Source organism: Helicobacter vulpis, assembly GCF_003660395.1.
GTDB classification, from domain to species: domain Bacteria; phylum Campylobacterota; class Campylobacteria; order Campylobacterales; family Helicobacteraceae; genus Helicobacter; species Helicobacter vulpis.
In genome coordinates this window covers 86691-103272 of the sequence record NZ_QXQT01000004.1, presented here as the reverse complement: position 1 = coordinate 103272, position 16582 = coordinate 86691, and the positions used below count along the sequence as shown (strand labels likewise).

The window sequence follows — 16582 nt, the reverse complement described above, 5'->3', positions numbered from 1 at the left end:
TTGCAAGAGAGCCACGCTCCCTTATTACAAGGCACTAGCGCAAACACGAGCCAAAACCCCCCACAAGCCACACAAACAACCCAAACCACCCAAAGCACAACAGCCCCAGAAGTCAAACCCCTATGGAAATACGGCGCGAACACTTTACAAGCCTTTAAAGACTACATGCAAGCCAAAGATTTGGGGAGTGCCAGCGCGTGGCTAGAGCTAGGCAAAATGGCGGTGGAGGGGATTGTGTTATACCCCGACAATAATGTCGCCATGCGTTGTTTTGAAAAAGCCATAGAATTAGGCTCCGTGCAAGCTTTGGTGGAGCTGGGTAAGGTGTATATGGAGAATAGGGACACCCAAGTGTTAGAGTATGGGAGTGGGGAGGTCATTAGTGGGCAGGAAGTCATTCATGCTTTAAACCCCCTAAAAGACGACCTAGAGAGCGAGGATTATTTAACGATTTTCAAACATTGCCAAGTCTTTAAAGACAAAACGCTCACAAATTGCCAAGAAAAAGCTAAGGAGCTTTTTGAAAAAGCGGTGGGCTTAGGCGAGGGGCGGGGGTATGTGGGGTTAGCTAAGATGTTTGAGTATTATAAGGATGATGATGAAATGGCAAAAACCTATTACACCCAAGCCATGCAGTCTTTAAAAACCCAAGCCCAAAAAGGCGATGGGGAGGCTTACGCTCTGTGGGGTGTGGCTTTAAAAGAGGTTAGCGGTTATCGTGGCAAGCAAGAAGCCATGCAACTCCACCAAAAAGCCATTGATTTGGGCTATGCGGATGCTTACGACCATTTGGCAGATTTGGACTATGAGCGAGCAGATGATTACCGCAAACAAGGGGCTAGATTAGGCAGTGGCAAATGTGCTAGATTTTTACGCTTTTCAACGGACAATCTGCCTTATGAAGGCAGAGATGATTTAGAGAATTTTGAGTTAGCCGCTAAACAAGCCATAGAGTTTATGGATAGACTCATGGAGTGTATCCAAATCCAAAAATTTGTCGCCTTGCATTGCCGACACCACCAAGTGCTTTTAAGATTATTGGAAAACCTAAGTTTGGTAAGGGCAATTAATGGGCGTATCGGTTTACACAACATTGAGCGTTATCAACCCTTGCTAGAGTTAGCCGAGAGCAAAATCTATAAAATCGCCGATGCCCTAGACCGCCAAAATACAAGGTTTGTAGAAAATATGGGGGCAAGCCGGTGGTGTTTTGATGCATTGAATCGCTATGACAATCTTAGAGCGTTTGCAAAACCCTATGACGATGGTTATAAAAAAGTTAATGCGAAAGGAGAAGTTGAACGCATTAGTGCGATTAGACGACCTACAAGATAGGACAACACCCCAGCCTATGACAACCCCTAACGCCTCCACAAATAGGGCTCGTCTTTGCCCTAGCGTTGATCGCCCCCTAAAACCGCCCCCCAAAGCCAAAAATAGGGGGCAATCTTTCCCCCATAATCCTAGCCTTAAAAAGGTGGGGGTGGATCTAGGGCAAACTAGGGTGCGCTTTTGCGCAGTGTTTTAGCTAAGAAAAACAACTAGCTAATAGAAAGAATTAGGGCGTTATGGGATCGCAAGATGTAGCCCAGCAACGCTCATGGTTTAAAAGCCATGTCTTGATCCCCTTCCCACCCCCATAGCCCCCAAGATCGCCATTAGCGCGCACCACGCGATGACAGGGGATGACAAGGGGACAGGGGTTGGCATGGTTGGCATTGCCCAGCGCGCGGTAGGCTTTAGGATTGCCAATAGCTTGGGCGATGTCTTTGTAACTGCGCACTTGTGCGTAAGGGATAGCCTGCAGGGCATGCCAAACCTGTTTTTGAAAGGGCGAACCGCCTATATCCAAGGGAATTTCAAAGCGCACCAAATCGCCCTTAAAATAATTTTCTAGCGCCTCTAAACTCTGTTGCATCCAAAGATCGGGTGTATTGGATCGCCCTTTATGGGTTACAAAATCCACAGCGCACAGCCCTTTTTGGCTGGTTTGCAAGCGCAGATAAGGGATGGGGAAAGTTTTGGGGGTTTTTAAAAAACCCACGCACATCACAAGCCCATTTTAAAGGGGTTGAGAATGTTATTAGGATCAAAGGCGGCTTTAATGCGTTTGAACAACGCCATCTCTTCAGGGCTAAAAGCTAGGGGCATGAAGCGCGCTTTGGACAAACCAATGCCATGCTCTCCGCTAAGTGTGCCCTCTAGGGCGATCGCGCTCTTAAAGATCGCCTCCATTGCCTCCTGCCCTCTTTGCATTTCAGAGGGGTTGTTAGGATCTTGTACCATCACATTCACATGCACATTCCCATCGCCAGTATGCCCAAAACAAGGGATGGTAAGCCCGTATTCTTGACTGATCTTGGCCACTTCTTCTAGCAAGGCGGGCAGGCTGGCTCTAGGCACGGTCACATCTTCATTGAGCTTTTTCTTGCCATAGACACTAATACTTTGGGAGGCGTTGCGGCGCGCAAACCACAGATCTTCTTCTTGTTGGCTATTTTGGGCAATGCGAAAGTCTATACACCCATTTTCTTTAAAATGCTTTTCAATTTGATCTAGCTGCCAGCTGATTTGCTCAGGCACGCTCCCATCTACTTGGGTGATGAGAATCGCGCCCGCTTCCATGGGCAAGCCCTTAGCAAAGCGTTGCTCAACCGCCCTAATGCTCAGATTATCTAAAAACTCCATCGCCACAGGGGTAACCCCACTAGCCATGCTCTTATACACCGCCTCCATCGCTTCGCCAATGCTGCCAAACACTCCCATCGCCGATTGTTTCAATTTAGGCTTGGCTAGAAGTTTTAAAGTGAGTTCTGTAATAACTGCCAAACAGCCCTCAGAGGCGATCAAAATCCCGGCCACATTGAAGCCGGCGACATCTTTGATCGTCTTTTTGCCTGCTCTAATCACATCTCCATTGGGCAAGACCGCGCGCAGTGCCATCACATAATCTTTAGTGATGCCATATTTAGCCGCGCGCATGCCCCCGGCGTTTTCGCTCACATTCCCCCCCAAAGTGCTTTGATCTTGACTAGCTGGATCGGGGGGGTAGAACAAGCCCAACGCCTCCACGGCGTTTTGAAAATGTTTGTTGATCACCCCGGGCTGGACGCGCGCGATGAGATTTTTTGTGTCGATCTCTAAAATGCGATCAAAATGCTTTTCTAGACTTAAGACCAACCCCCCATGCGCGCTCAAAGCCCCCCCTGTAAAACCCGTACCCGCCCCGCGAGGCACGATAATAATTTGGTGCGCGTTGCAATAGGCTAGAATTTGGCGCACTTCTTCTTCATCTCTAGGGAAGATCACCCCATCGGGCAGGTGGCGTTCTCTAGTGGCATCATAGGCGTAGGCTTGCAAGTGGGCGGGGTCTGTATAGAAATTTTCAACCCCCACAAGCTGGCTTAAATGCTGGGCATGGCGGGCTTCTAGCATGCTCACTCCTTGTGTTGGCGTTGTTCTTTTTCTAGGCGTTTTTCGGCCTCTCTGGCGCGTTTTTTAGCTTCTTTAGCCGCCTTTTTTCTAGCGCGCTCCTCTGCTTTTTGTGCCTTGAGCTGGGCTTTAAGGGCTCTTTTCTCTTCAATGGCCTCTTGTTTCTTCTTTTTCTGACTCGAAGCGTCTAGTGCCTTTTCTTCTTGGAGTTCTTGTTTGGATTCTTTAGAGGTTTCAAGACTGTCTTCTTGGAGTTCTTGTTTCAACTCCTGTTTCAAGGCCTTTTTTTCTCCAGCCGTTTTAGCCTTTTTCATGTCTTCTTTAAACTCAAACTTGTCCTCTTTTTTGCGCGCCTTCTCAAGTCTTATTTGGGCTTCTTGTTTTAATAAATTGTCATAAAAGGAAAAATAATGCTTGGCCTTCCCCCCGCCAAACACTTTCCCCAACGTGCCCTTGTCAATGCCCTCTACACGCGAATAAAACGGGGTAGTGCTGCGCGTGGCTTCAGATGTATCTATGTGCGTGCTTTCCAGCACAGCAAAACTTTGGCAATCTAAAATATTCAGGTGCTCTGTGCTAACAATATAGAGCAAGCCCGCGCTGTACATATCACAAGCTCTTCTCAAATTATGTGCGCTTGGATCAAAGCCATTTAAAAAGGTTACCAGTAAATCCGAATTAATGAATTCAATGTCCTTGTGATCGTCCTTGATCTGTTCGTATAATTGCGCGTTCGGGGCGATGAGAAAGGCTTGATGATTAAACTCTCTAAAGATGGCTAAATAGCCCTTTTGAGGAGTCATGCGGGGGGTGGGGAGGTGAGGTTGCTTCATCACGCTATAGGGGCCATACTTGCCCACTGCCACCCCGTCATGCACGCGCACCACCTCCACCTGTGCGACAATGACATTATAATCGGTGAGTTTAGCTAGAATATAGCCACTTTCTCCGACTTTTAAATCGTAAGCTTGGAAGCGTACTAGATTTTTTGCGCTGTCCACCGCGTCAATATTGATCTTAAGGGCCGCGCTCCAATCACGTGCCCCTAGCGTACCCAACAGGAGCCAAAACGCGATGCCTAAATATCTAATCACAACCATCCTTTATCTTCTCAACACTCCAGTGGAGCGCATAACCTAAGCCTATGGTTTTAGGAATGCGCCCATCTGTAATAAAACTGCGGGCCTGTTGGAGAGGGAGATGCACCACTTCAATGCATTCACCCTCCACCCCCCCACCCGCATGGCGTTGGTGGGCTTGGGTAATGCGCGCAAAAAACATATTCTGCTTACTCCCACTGATCCCAGTGGCTGAATGAAACACCCCTATGGGTTCTAGCATGCTGGGTGTGATGGCATATCCGCATTCCTCTAGCACCTCCTCACAGGCGATTTGCTCCACACTCTTGCCCGGCTTGTCCACAAGCCCGGCGCACAATTCGTACATATAGCCGTCCATCTCTTCCCCTCTGTACAGATGCGCGTTCACATAGACAGCGGGTCTAAATTGTTTCACCACCACATAATGTTGCATCTCTACATGGTAGAGCAAGACTGCCACGCTGTCGTGCACCTTGATCATATCCCAACGCTTGGCTATCCCATCTTCTTCATAAAGAATAGTCTGAGGCCGAATATAGGGCGAGTGTGTGCATTCCACAACTTGAATGCTGGAATAGCGCACCATCAGTAAGTGATCTTGAGCGTTTCTTGTTGCGCGTATTCAAAGGATTGCATGTCCTTAATGGCATGCTGGTAGGGGCGAATATAACGCTCAAAGTGTTCTTTTTCCCTCCCATTGAGTTGGTTCTTAGCCGTGCGGATGCGCCCGAGTGGATCGATGGGACGGTCGTTTTTATACACCCCAAAGTGTAAATGTGGCCCCGTGCTCAAACCCGTACTCCCCACTCTGCCAATCAATTGCCCTCTTCTGACATAGCTATGTACTTTAAGTCCGGGAGCAAACGCGCTCAAATGGGCATAGAGCAGGCGCAACTCCTTGCCGTATTTGATCTCCACCGTGCGCCCATAACCCCCCTTATAACCCATGAAAACCACATTCCCCTCTGTGGCAGCATGCACGGCAGCGCCAAATTTGGCAGCCAAATCCACGCCATAGTGGGGGCGCATTTCTTTCAAAATGGGATGCATGCGTCCATGGGAAAACTTGGAAGAAACCCTAGAATAACGTACGGGCGTTTCCAAGAAAAACTCCATCATCTCTTTGCCCTGTGCATCGTAATATTTGCCCTCATAGGCAAAGACATAATGGGGTCTTCGCGCCGTTTCTAACATGCTTGCCTGAATACTAGGAAAGCCAAAAGGGCGATCTAGGCGGTGCTTCCTTGTGTAGATCACAATGAGTTGATCGCCCTTGATCACCGCGCGCCTGAAATTGACTGTTTTCTTGTAGATGTCTACAAATTCTTGAGCGAGTCTAGCGTCTCCGGTTGTTCTAAGAATGTCTTTATAGGGGGATTTTTGTACCCGCAAGCTCAAGGTCTTTTGCACACTGCTAAAGACGATGGGAATGAAGTCAATATGGTAGCGATCTGCTTGCTTAAAGATGCGCAACTGCACGGCTTCACTCACGGGGATCAAGGCCTGCAACAACACCCCTTGATCATCTCTTAAAGTGTAATAGGACACCCCGGCGCGAATCTCCGCGCCTAGCTCCTTGTCCTGAATAGCTAAATCGTAATAGACCTTAGGATCGATCTTATTCTTATCCAAGAAGCCTAACAACGTTGCGCCCTTGTCCCATACCAAACGCTCCCCCACTGCCCCATAGCCACAGGCCAAGCAAGCCACCCAAAGTCCAATCAAACGAATCATAACTCTCCTTCAAGCACGTAAAACATGCGATTATAGTCTATAATAGCTTATACAAAATCTATTCCTTAAGGAGGATTCTATGAAAAATTCTACTTTGGAACTATGGCTAGTGCCCACCCTTGTTTTTTTGACTTTCTGCAGTGCTCTGTTTTTTTTACTGCTCTTTGCTTTTAAGGTCTCTGGCAATAATTTTCAAGACACCGGAGAGAAGAAACGTCCCGCCACCGCAACCGAATTGCGCAAGGAACTAGAAAAACGCATGCAGTGATTACAAAATTTATGCGATTGGCCGATATGGTGGAAAAAATCTACTGAAAGGAAACCCCATGGTTAAATCTGTTGGTAGCCACCATTCTTTCAACTCCTTTTCTCATGTCAACCATAGCGGTGTGCGCGCCTCTGAGAGCACCAAACACGCCCATGCCCAGCAAACAGCCGCCACAGACAGGGTGGCCCAAATCAAGAAGTCGCTAGAAGCGGGCGATTACAAGGTAGACCTAGAAAAGACCTCGCATAAGATGGCACAAAGTTTGCTTGGTTAGGGCGATACTGACACTCTAGCGATTTCTAGGCGGTCGGTATGAGATCGCATTAGGAGATCGCATGCTTTCTTCTTACCTCCAACAATCCCTAGAGGATTTGCAAACCTTAATTGACTTGACTTTGCAAGACCTTGAAGACATCAAGCACGCCAAGCATGAAGCGATCTTTGCGCGCAACATCCAAAAACAAGAACGGGTGAAATCTTTTGAAAATTGTAAAGCTCTCTTTGATCAGGGCATGCTCGAACTCATTGAGAGCAACCCGGGTAAGCCCCTCAATGAGCTTTTAGACCCTGAAGGCAATGCATGCTTGAAGGACATGCGCGCCCACTTGGAGCGTCTTAAAGAACTCAATGCGGATTACGCGCGGGTGGTGTTCGCGGTCTCAGATTTTTACTCCACGCTAATGCAACAACTCGTCCCCCATGAGAGTGTGGGGTATTACAACCAGCGCACCGTGAGCAGTAGCTTTTTACAGGTGCAGGCCTAAAGGATTCACATGGGCGGTATCCTCTCTTCTCTTAACACTTCCTATACGGGCTTGCAAGCCCATCAGGTGATGGTGGATGTTACAGGCAATAATATTTCTAACGCCAATGACGAATTTTACAGCCGCCAGCGCGTGATCGCCCGCCCTCAAACTAGCCTTGCCTATACCGATCGCAATGTGAATATGGGGGTGAATGTAGAGACGATCCAGCGCGTGCATGACGAATTTGTCTTTGCGCGCTATGCTAGAGCCAATCAAGAACACGCCTTTTATAGCACCCAGTTTGACAATTTGCGCGAAGCCTCTTCGTATTTTCCAGATATGGAAGAGGTGGGGATTCAAAATGATTTGCAAAATTATTTCAACGCGTGGAAGGATTTAGCCAAGAACGCCAAAGACCCCGCCACCAAACAAGCCCTAGTACAAAAAACCCAGACCCTCACACGCAATATCCAAGACACACGCGCGCGCTTGGTGGCCTTGCAGCACAAGGCAAGCCAAGAGCTTATCAGTTCTGTGAAAGAGGTCAATCGCATCGGCGCAGAGATCGCCAATATCAATAGACATCTTAAAGAAATGGAAGATCCTAAAACCCTCAAACAGGCCAATGAATTGCGCGATAAACGCGATGCTCTAGAGTTTCATCTCAAAGAACTCATCGGGGGAAATGTGTCTAAAATGCATGTGCAAACCAATGCGGCCAATGATATTAAAGTGGCCGATTTTGACGATGGCTATGTCTTCAATGTGGGCTATGGTTTTAATATCGTGGATGGGGCGATCTTTCACCCCCTTGTGGTAGACAATAGCGACAATCAAGATCATCTCGCCCAAATCTACTTTCAGGGCGATGACTTTAAGACAATCAATATCACCGATAAGATCGATCAAGGCAAGGTGGGCGCGCTCATGGGGGTCTATAATGATGGATCGCATGGCACCACTAAGGGCAAATTGCAAAACTATTTGGACGCGCTAGACACCTTTGCTAGGGGCTTGATCGAATCCACGAATGCGATCTACGCCCAAAGTGCCGCCCATAGCATTGAGGGCAAGATTGTAGAATTTGAAGATCGCACCGCGCTTAAGGACACCAATTACAATATCAAAGAGGGGAGCTTTGATGTGGTGGCCTACAACACAGATGGGAAGGTGTTGGCCAAAAGAACGATTCACATCACCCCCATCACCACTATGCAAGATGTGATCGCCCAAATCAATAGCAATGCGGACGACAACCACGACAACAACACGATGAATGATTTTGACGATTATTTCAGCGCGCATTTTGACAACAAGGCCAAACAATTTAGCATCCATGCAAAAAACCCCTCTCAGGGGCTTTTTGTCTCCATCAAGGATCACGGGAGCAATTTTACCGGGGCACTAGGGCTCAATACCTTTTTTGAGGGCAATAGCGCGCGCAACATCGCCATCAACAACACCTACAAAAAAGAACCCACCGCCTTGCGCCCTTGGTTAACCCCCATCAATGGGAATTTTGATGTGGCCAATATGATGCAACAGCTCCAATACGACAAGGTGGATTTCTATCAAAATAAATTCAGCAACACGCCCATGACCATCGAGCAATACTACCAGTTTGTGGCCGCCAAAATCCACACGGGGGCGCAGAAGTCCCAGCGCACTTTAGAGAGCAAAGAGGCCATTTTAGGGGTGGTTAAAAAGGAACATGAGGCGATCTCTGGGGTGAGCAATGATGAAGAGATGGTCAATCTCATCAAGTATCAAGGGGGGTATGCGGCCAATGCCAAAGTGATCACGGCTATCGATCGCATGATTGAAACCCTTTTGAGCATGAAGCAGTGATTTTTTGCATTTGGAGATCATTTTCTCCATATTTTTCTAACCAGTCTTTGGGCTAGCAATTTTGAGAGACTGGAAATAGAATGGAGTTCGTGTTGGTGGTGCGCCACATCGTCATGGTAAGTCTCACTTGAAGCGATCGCATTTTGCAAAAAGGCTAAAATCTTAGCAAAGCTGAGGTCTTGATAAAATCTAGGCCGCCCTTCTGTGCTGTTGAGCGGGTGGGCGTGTAGCATGTCCAAATAGGCGTTATCATGGGTGTCTAAATAACGGATATAATCTAGGGCTTCTTTAAAATCCTTGAAATCGTGTACATTGACAAAACTCTTAGGGTTAAAGTCCAGTGCCACGGCTGGGTTGCCCCAGTAAATGGGGATGGTGTGGGCAAAATACGCGTCTATGATCTTCTCTGTGGTGTAGCCATGCCCTCTAGAGTTTTCAAAGCAGAGATTGAATTTATACTGGCTTAAAAATTCGCTCTTATTCTCTACACGCGTGCCGGTTGTGTTGAACACCCCCCCCCCCCCCAACGGGGCGATAGCCCTTTAGGTGTTGGTAAAAGGCGTTGCGCATGGGGGCGTTAGGATTGGAGGCAACAAAGCTGGCAAATTCTCTTTTGAGGGGGTCTCTTTGATCTTTGAAAAGTTGGGATAGGTTTGGATAAGCAGCTTGAAAGGGGGTTGTGGGGGTGATTCCAAGGCTTTTAGCCATGTCCACTTGAAAGGGGGGTTCTACATGCGCGCAGAGTTTGCAAAGATACCCCCACAAGCTCACATAGTAGAGAGGCACGCGCAAATAGCGTTCATGAAAACTCAGATGATCAAAGCCCATGCCAAAGTCATAAATATCAAAATTAATGTGTTCGTTTTCTCCCGTGTAACCGATGCGCTTTTGGGGGAATTTCAAAATGGGTTCGCTCGATAGTGGCTTGTACAACGCGCCAAAAGCAATGTCGCAAGGTTGGCAGGTTGCATATGTGATCGCGTATTGGGAATTTAAAATATGATCAAAACACAGGGTTTTAAAGCTTGTGATCACCACACCCCCCCACCACCATGAGAGCCCCAATGTTAGGGGTTTTCTTTCTGAAACAAGGGGCAGGCGTGCCGAATCCACAAAAGCATCTAAGAGAGGCTGGAACATGCAAGTAACCTTTAAGAGGGATTCAATGTGTCTTAAACAGGCATTTCTAGTGTGTCTTGTACAATCCTAGCCACAGCATCCATGTCTCTTTCAAACAAGGCATAGACATCTAGCACCACCCCCTTAGCGCGCACCACCCCGGCCACCCCTCTTGCATAGAGGGCGTGGTAAAGAGTTTTAGCCTCTATTTTGGCTTGGATCTGTACCCCAAAGCTCTCCAACACGCCCCCCTCCACCCCCCCGCCTATACGCGCCTGAGTGGGGATCACAAAGCATTTTAGCCCCTCTAGAGCGCTCAAAGCGCGGTGCAATTTGAGGGCTTTATTGAGCAGAGCGTCCCTATCTTGGGCTAAAAAGATTTCTATAGGAGTCTTGCGCCCTTGCACATAATCTTGTAAAGTCTTGGTGAGCAAAAAAAGCGTGATCTTATCCACCCTAAAGGCGCGATAGAGCGGGTGGGCGCGCAAGGCTTCTATATGCGCCCTATCGCCTAGCACGATCCCCGCCTGCACGCTCCCTAACAGTTTATCTGCGCTGAAACTCAACAGATGGGCATGTTTTAAGGCCTTTTGTGCATGCTCCAAACTCTGCACACTGCCCAAGTCTTCATAAAAGATCAAGCCCCTCTCTTGGGCGAGACTAAAGAGAGATTTAGGGGGCACGCTGGCCACAAACCCCTCCATAGAAAAATTGCTCCAATGCACGCTAGCAATCAGCGCGCTACAATCGCTGCAGGCGTTTTTATAATCGCGCACATAGGTTTTATTCGTGCTACCCACAAGCTTGAGATTTGTAACACTCTCTAAGAGTTCATGCGCTCTAAACCCCCCGCCAATTTCTACCAACTGCCCATAGGAGAGTAGGGTTTGCTTGCGCTTGGCCTTGGGCGCGAACACGCTAGCCACCAAAACTAACGCGCTCGCGTTGTTGTTTAGAATGAGCGCATCTGGAGAATTGAAAAGCACCTTTAAAAGATTTTGCGCCTGAAAAGCGCGCTCAAAACGCGTAGCGCGCTCTAAATCCACCTCTAAATCCACATAACCGCTCAAAATTTCTAATTCTCTAAGCGCGTTGGTCTCTAGGGGTGCGCGCCCTAAATTCGTGGAGAGCAATACCCCAGTTGCGTTATAGACTTTTTTAAAAGGGGGGGCTAAAAGAGCGTGGTAACGCGCCTGCAACTGGGTACACCACTGGGCTAGGTCTGCATAAGCGCGCTGGTTTTGACGGCATTCTGCCAGCATTGCATTGGCCAAAACCTTTAAAACAGCGCGATCATACCCTTGTGCAAAGCAAGGGGCGTTTAATAAAGTGTGCATGGCAGGTAGAGATTGCATGGGGGGATTTTAGCATAAGTGTAAGGATTTGGGGGCTTGGTGCGTTTTGCTGGAGTTTTGCTATAATCTTGCCAGCAGGGGAGGGGTTTTATCTCTCTTTAAAGGACCAGTATGGTTTATAGCATTAGTAAAAAGATTCTCAACATTGTAGGCCGTACCAACGCCACCTACAATCTAATCAGTGAGGGCGATCGCGTGCTTGTGGGCTTGAGCGGAGGCAAGGATTCCATTCTACTCTCTTGTTTGCTAGCCCGCATGCGCGCCCATGCCCCCTTTAAATTTGAATTCAAGGCCGCCACGGTGCATTATGGACTCAATGAAGACTTGGCATGGCTTACTAAACTCTGTGCAGAACAAAACATTCCCCATGAGATTTTACACACCAATATCGCCCAAACAATCCGCGAGAAACGCCGCGAACACAGCTCCTATTGCAGTTTTTGTTCGCGCATGCGCCGTGGGGTGCTTTATCATTACGCTTTAGAGCAGGGGTATAATAAATTGGCCATCGCCCACCATTTGGACGATGCGGTAGAGAGTTTCTTTATGAATTTTACCTACAATGGGAGCTTGCGCAGCATGCCCCCCATTTACAGGGCTGAGAATGGGTTATTTGTGATTCGACCCTTGATCCACATTCGAGAAAGACAGAGTATCGACTTTGTGCGTTCCCAAAATATCCCCACCGCCCCAGATTGCAATTGCCCGGCCAAACAGCCCGATTCAGACAAACCTCCCATTGCGAGGTCGGCCACCAAGCATTTTTTACAAGAGATGGAGCGCAACAACCCCACGCTTTTTACCTCTCTTAAGAATGCCTTTTGCAATGTACACGCCAATAGCTTTAGCGATGGGGCGTTTTTGGACGCACAGGGGGCCTAAATGGGCTTAGATGTGCTGGTGTTTTTGGCCTTCATGATCATTGCCCTAGTCATTGACTTCAAGGCGCACCAAAACGATCAAGAGATCACCTTGAAAAGCGCGGGACTGTGGTCGCTCTTTTGGGTGGGTACGGCCTTGCTCTTTGCGCTGTACTTGCTCTGGCACGATGGCAAAGCGAGCATGTCGCTTTTTTTGACCGGTTATGTGCTTGAAAAAGCCCTGTCTGTAGATAATCTCTTCGTGATGATGGCCATTTTTGCGTGGTTTGATGTGCCAGAAATGTACCGCCACCGCGTGCTCTACTATGGCATTTTGGGCGCGATTATCTTTAGGCTGGTCTTTGTATTGATTGGGAGTGGTCTCTTGCATCTCTCTGCCTATGTAGAGATTCTCTTTGGGGTCTTGGTGGGTTATAGCTGTGTAGTCATGCTTAAAAATCAAGCCAAGGAGGAAGAGGAAAAAATAGAAGATTATTCCCAGCACTTGGCTTATAAGCTTGTATACAAATTCTTCCCGGTTTATCCTAAACTCGTAGGGCATGACTTCTTCATCAATAAAACGCGTTTAAGCGAATTAGAGCGCAGTTTGGAAGGGCAGGACGCTAGCGACTTGCACCACCAAAGTGCCTTTGCTAAGGCCAAATACATCGCCACGCCCTTATTTCTGTGCTTGGCAGTGATCGAACTTAGCGATGTGATGTTTGCCTTTGATAGTGTGCCCGCTGTGATCGCGGTGAGTAAAGAACCCTTGATCATCTATAGCGCGATGATGTTTGCCATTTTGGGTCTGCGCTCTTTGTACTTTGTCTTAGAAGTGTTAAAGGGTTATCTAGTTTACTTGGAAAAGAGTGTGATCGTGGTGTTGGGCTTCATTAGTCTCAAGCTTATTTTGGGCGCAAGCAAACATCTCTTTGGGGTGGGCCTAGAGATTGGGCCTAGTGCTAGCCTTTACGTGGTGTTGGGCGTACTGGGAGCGGGGATCGTAGCAAGTCTTATTAAGCCTAAACAGTGCTAGAAATCCACTTGCAAACACAGCGTATGGGTGCCCGGGGGCCTTTCTGTCTAGATGTGCGCACCAGTTTACCCTGTGGGCAAATTAGCGTGATCTTTGGGGCTTCTGGGGTGGGCAAAAGCACGCTTTTACGCCTCATTGCCGGACTAGAACAGCCTGGTATGGGAATCTTGCGCTTTAAAGGCAAGGTATGGCTAGATACGCAAAACCGGTTTTGCCTGCCCGTCCAGCAACGCCCCTTGGGGTTTGTCTTTCAAGATGGCGCGTTATTCCCCCATCTAAATGTCTCTGAGAACATCGCTTTTGGCAATAGTGATCCGCATATTTTTCAAGAAGTGGTGGGTTTAATGGGGCTTGAAGGCCTGTTAAAACGCCCTATACGTACCCTTTCAGGGGGGCAGGCCCAGCGTGTCGCTCTGGCGCGCGCTTTAGTGCGCGCCTTGAAAACTCCCGATGCGCTATTGCTCTTAGATGAGCCCCTAAGCGCGCTAGACATTCCCACGCGCACCCATCTCCAACATGAGCTCAAGCGTTTGAACGCCCACTTCAAGCTCACCACCCTATTAGTAACCCATGACCTGCATGAAACCTACGCTCTAGCTGATCACATTGTACTCATGCGCGCGCATCAGGGGGTGCATCGCTGTGAATTGGGTACTTTTGAAACATTAATCCAATCCAATGCGCAAGGTCTCTTGGCTAAGGTATTGGCTAAAGACACACAGACATTAACCCTAGCTCTGAACTCCCCCTGCGCGCTCAACCCGGGCGATCTAGCTTGGTTACATTTTAGAGGCTTGTCTTGAACGTGTTGGCGCGCGAAGTGGATGGGTTGCTCTTAAAGCAGTTGCCTAGAATCTCCCTTTCTATGTCTAGACAGGGGCTATTTGGCATCTTCAAGGGGTCTATCTCAGCGCGGGTGAGCGCGCGGCGTTTTGTGATCAACAAGCGCGATGCGATTCTAGACGACTTGAATGTAGATTCTCTTGTGGTTTGCCAAGACACCCCAGATTACCGCTGGCAAGAAGCCAGCAACGACACGCCCATCCATGCGCGCATTTACCAGCATTTTGATGAAGCCCGTTTCATCGCCTACGCGCGCCCTCCCTATGCGATCGCCTATTCTCTCACCCACACCCATTTAATCCCCCTAGATTATTTGAGTTGCGCGTTTTTAGGCCAAAGGATAGACATCTATGATCCAAAGAACTATAAGGATTGGCAAGGGCGCGCTGCCGCGGACATCCTGCGTTACTTGCAAGAGAGAACCCAATCCTACATTTTCATCAAGGGATGCGGGATTGTGGCCTACCATCGCGAATGGCATGGTCTGCTTAGAATCTTTGATCTTTTGGAAGGGTCTTGCCAAATCTTGCAACTGAGCCATATGATGGATCACGCCTATGAAAATGACAAACGCTTTGAAGTGTGAATGCTTTTAGATCAACGCTTTTTTCTGATGTGGCTAGCCCCTGTGGTGGCGAGTTTTTTTGCTGTGGATGTGCAAGTGTGGGGGGAGACACTCTGGTATGTCCTCAAAGTCGCTTTTTATAGTTTCTTGATTTTCTATGTTTTCTACTTTCTCTTGAGTTTGCTTGAGTTTCCCGTCCTAGTGAGGTTTTTGAAAAATACTTTACTCCTTGTAAGCTTGAGTCTCAATCTGATCGATTTCTTTGCCTCTTATTACTTTCATATGGGTTTTACCCCCTCTCTGGTGGGTACCCTGCTAGCCACCAACACTAGGGAGAGTCAAGAATTCTTAAGCAGTATGATTTGGCCACGCATGGGCTTTATTCTAGGCTATGTGGCTACCTGTGTGGGTTTTTTATACCTTGTGCGTTTTAGGTGGTACTTAAGATTGCGCCAACGCCTTAAAACCCTAGCGGTTCTGTTTGTGCTTTTTTGGGCGCATAATTTTGGCAATTACTATTTACAAGGTTTGCACGGTGTTTTTATCGACCCCAATACAACGCGCGTCATTCCTGTGGTAAAGGAAATCTCTGCCATCATGGAAAATCTGAAAGAGGATCAAACTAGGGCCATCTATCAGAGTTTCAAACAACCTTATCCTAAGGGTTATGTACATGTAGACATGGACGTGCCCAATGTGATCTTAATCATCGGGGAGGGCGCGTCTAAGAATTTTATGGGGGTCTATGGTTACCCTGTACCCAATACGCCTTTTCTGAGTAGCTTAGCAGAGAGAGAGCAAAATCTGTTTGTCTTTGATAATGTGATCTCAGCCTTTGCCAACACCTATAGTGTTTTTCAAACTCTGCTAAACTATGGTGATGTAGAAAATAGCGCCATCCCCTGGTACCAACAAAAAAACTTGGGGGTGATTTTCAATTTAGCGGGTTATAAGACTTTTTGGCTAGATGCCCAAGATGATTTGAGCAGAAATAATGTCTTTGCCTTTCTAGCCCACCCATTCACCTATAAATATTGGGCCAATGGCCCTTTGGACATTCAAAATAGTACCCAAGATGGCTGGATCTTAGATGTCCTAACACAGCATGGGCAACCCCAACTTGCTTCTAAAAACTTTATTTTATTGCATTTATTTGGAAGCCATGCCATCTACAAGCGCCGCTTCCCCAAAGCCTTTGCCAAGTTCACCCCTGCAGACATCCCCTATCAAGGTTTGCATGTCCAAGATGAGAAAGACAAGCAGATTGTGGCAGATTATGTCAATTCTTTGTATTACACCGATTATATTTTGAGCGAGATTTTTAAACTCTTTGAGAATAAAGACGCGGTCATCATTTACCTCTCCGATCATGCTCAAGACATCTTTGAGAGCAATCAGACTTATGGACATCGTTGTTCTAGCTTTGGAGTAGAGATTCCCTTTGTGATCTATGTTAGCGATCTCTTCAAACAAAAACATCCTGAAAAGCTCAAACAACTCGCCCAAGCTGTGCATAAACCCTTTATGAGTGATGATCTTATCCACACTCTCTTGCCCCTAGTGGGGATTCACACAAAGGATAATTTAGAAAGTAAGGATTTATTGAGTTCTAGGTTTGATACCCATAGAAAAAGGGTGTATTGTGGGAATAGATTTTATGAGAAGAGGCCTTAAGA

At 47.6% G+C, this 16582-nt stretch carries 18 protein-coding genes; 10 read left to right on the top strand and 8 right to left on the bottom strand.

Translation table 11 applies throughout. The annotated features are described in order from the left end of the window. Positions 1-1335, top strand: a 1335-nt coding sequence (locus EAO38_RS02485) for a tetratricopeptide repeat protein (RefSeq protein WP_205588325.1), incomplete at its 5' end; no start/stop codon positions are given. A 223-nt stretch (positions 1336-1558) separates the two neighbouring features. Here the strand turns inward: EAO38_RS02485 and EAO38_RS02480 are convergent. The 5 genes from EAO38_RS02480 to EAO38_RS02460 are packed head-to-tail and all read right to left on the bottom strand — an operon-like array spanning position 1559 to position 6266. Further along, a complete protein-coding gene (locus EAO38_RS02480; RefSeq protein ID WP_121020780.1) occupies positions 1559-2050 on the bottom strand; it encodes a methylated-DNA--[protein]-cysteine S-methyltransferase in 492 nt (163 codons plus the stop codon). Then, positions 2050-3435, bottom strand: a complete 1386-nt coding sequence (gene glcD, locus EAO38_RS02475; RefSeq protein ID WP_121020778.1) for a glycolate oxidase subunit GlcD — start codon at positions 3433-3435, stop codon at positions 2050-2052. Before glcD ends, EAO38_RS02480 begins: the two co-directional genes overlap by 1 nt. Before the next feature lie 2 nt (positions 3436-3437). Beyond that, complete coding sequence (locus EAO38_RS02470) at positions 3438-4526, bottom strand: plasminogen-binding N-terminal domain-containing protein (RefSeq protein ID WP_235852478.1); 1089 nt, start codon at positions 4524-4526, stop codon at positions 3438-3440. Beyond that, positions 4519-5118 carry an NUDIX hydrolase gene (locus EAO38_RS02465; RefSeq protein WP_121020774.1) on the bottom strand — a complete coding sequence of 200 codons (600 nt, stop codon included), beginning with the start codon at positions 5116-5118 and terminating at the stop codon, positions 4519-4521. The genes EAO38_RS02470 and EAO38_RS02465 overlap by 8 nt, the downstream gene beginning before the upstream one ends. Further along, a complete protein-coding gene (locus EAO38_RS02460) occupies positions 5118-6266 on the bottom strand; it encodes a peptidoglycan DD-metalloendopeptidase family protein (protein ID WP_121020771.1) in 1149 nt (382 codons plus the stop codon). The genes EAO38_RS02465 and EAO38_RS02460 overlap by 1 nt, the downstream gene beginning before the upstream one ends. 79 nt (positions 6267-6345) lie before the next feature. Here EAO38_RS02460 and EAO38_RS02455 point away from each other — a divergent pair, with 79 nt between their 5' ends. The 4 genes from EAO38_RS02455 (at position 6346) to flgK (ending at position 9128) form a co-directional block, all read left to right on the top strand. Then, positions 6346-6534 carry a hypothetical protein gene (locus EAO38_RS02455; RefSeq protein ID WP_121020769.1) on the top strand — a complete coding sequence of 63 codons (189 nt, stop codon included), beginning with the start codon at positions 6346-6348 and terminating at the stop codon, positions 6532-6534. Positions 6535-6592: 58 nt separating this feature from the next. Continuing rightward, positions 6593-6808 (top strand): flagellar biosynthesis anti-sigma factor FlgM, encoded by a 216-nt coding sequence (locus EAO38_RS02450; protein WP_121020767.1) that lies wholly within the window; start codon positions 6593-6595, stop codon positions 6806-6808. Positions 6809-6869: 61 nt separating this feature from the next. Continuing rightward, positions 6870-7298 (top strand): hypothetical protein, encoded by a 429-nt coding sequence (locus EAO38_RS02445; protein ID WP_121020765.1) that lies wholly within the window; start codon positions 6870-6872, stop codon positions 7296-7298. Positions 7299-7307: 9 nt separating this feature from the next. Then, positions 7308-9128, top strand: coding sequence for a flagellar hook-associated protein FlgK (flgK, locus tag EAO38_RS02440; protein ID WP_121020763.1), 1821 nt, complete (start codon positions 7308-7310; stop codon positions 9126-9128). A 17-nt stretch (positions 9129-9145) separates the two neighbouring features. Here flgK and EAO38_RS02435 read toward each other — a convergent pair whose 3' ends face one another. Genes EAO38_RS02435 through selA form a run of 3 tightly spaced genes read right to left on the bottom strand, consistent with a single transcriptional unit; the run spans position 9146 to position 11602 of the window. Further along, positions 9146-9640: a glycosyltransferase family 10 domain-containing protein gene (locus EAO38_RS02435; RefSeq protein ID WP_121020797.1), complete on the bottom strand. Its 495-nt coding sequence runs from the start codon at positions 9638-9640 to the stop codon at positions 9146-9148. Beyond that, entirely contained in the window at positions 9606-10268 is a 663-nt protein-coding gene (locus EAO38_RS02430; RefSeq protein ID WP_121020761.1) for a hypothetical protein, read from the bottom strand. Before EAO38_RS02430 ends, EAO38_RS02435 begins: the two co-directional genes overlap by 35 nt. A gap of 32 nt (positions 10269-10300) precedes the next feature. Beyond that, a complete protein-coding gene (gene selA, locus EAO38_RS02425) occupies positions 10301-11602 on the bottom strand; it encodes an L-seryl-tRNA(Sec) selenium transferase (RefSeq protein ID WP_121020759.1) in 1302 nt (433 codons plus the stop codon). A 111-nt stretch (positions 11603-11713) separates the two neighbouring features. On the opposite strand from selA, the gene EAO38_RS02420 reads away from it, so the two are divergent. The 5 genes from EAO38_RS02420 to EAO38_RS02400 are packed head-to-tail and all read left to right on the top strand — an operon-like array spanning position 11714 to position 16580. Then, positions 11714-12484, top strand: coding sequence for an ATP-binding protein (locus EAO38_RS02420; protein WP_121020757.1), 771 nt, complete (start codon positions 11714-11716; stop codon positions 12482-12484). Beyond that, complete coding sequence (locus EAO38_RS02415) at positions 12485-13498, top strand: TerC/Alx family metal homeostasis membrane protein (protein WP_121020755.1); 1014 nt, start codon at positions 12485-12487, stop codon at positions 13496-13498. It abuts the gene before it with no gap. Further along, entirely contained in the window at positions 13492-14301 is an 810-nt protein-coding gene (locus EAO38_RS02410; protein WP_235852477.1) for an ATP-binding cassette domain-containing protein, read from the top strand. Before EAO38_RS02415 ends, EAO38_RS02410 begins: the two co-directional genes overlap by 7 nt. After that, a complete protein-coding gene (locus EAO38_RS02405) occupies positions 14298-14927 on the top strand; it encodes a class II aldolase and adducin N-terminal domain-containing protein (RefSeq protein WP_205588324.1) in 630 nt (209 codons plus the stop codon). The genes EAO38_RS02410 and EAO38_RS02405 overlap by 4 nt, the downstream gene beginning before the upstream one ends. Next, complete coding sequence (locus EAO38_RS02400) at positions 14928-16580, top strand: phosphoethanolamine transferase (RefSeq protein ID WP_121020753.1); 1653 nt, start codon at positions 14928-14930, stop codon at positions 16578-16580. It abuts the gene before it with no gap. The last annotated feature ends 2 nt before the right edge of the window (positions 16581-16582 follow it).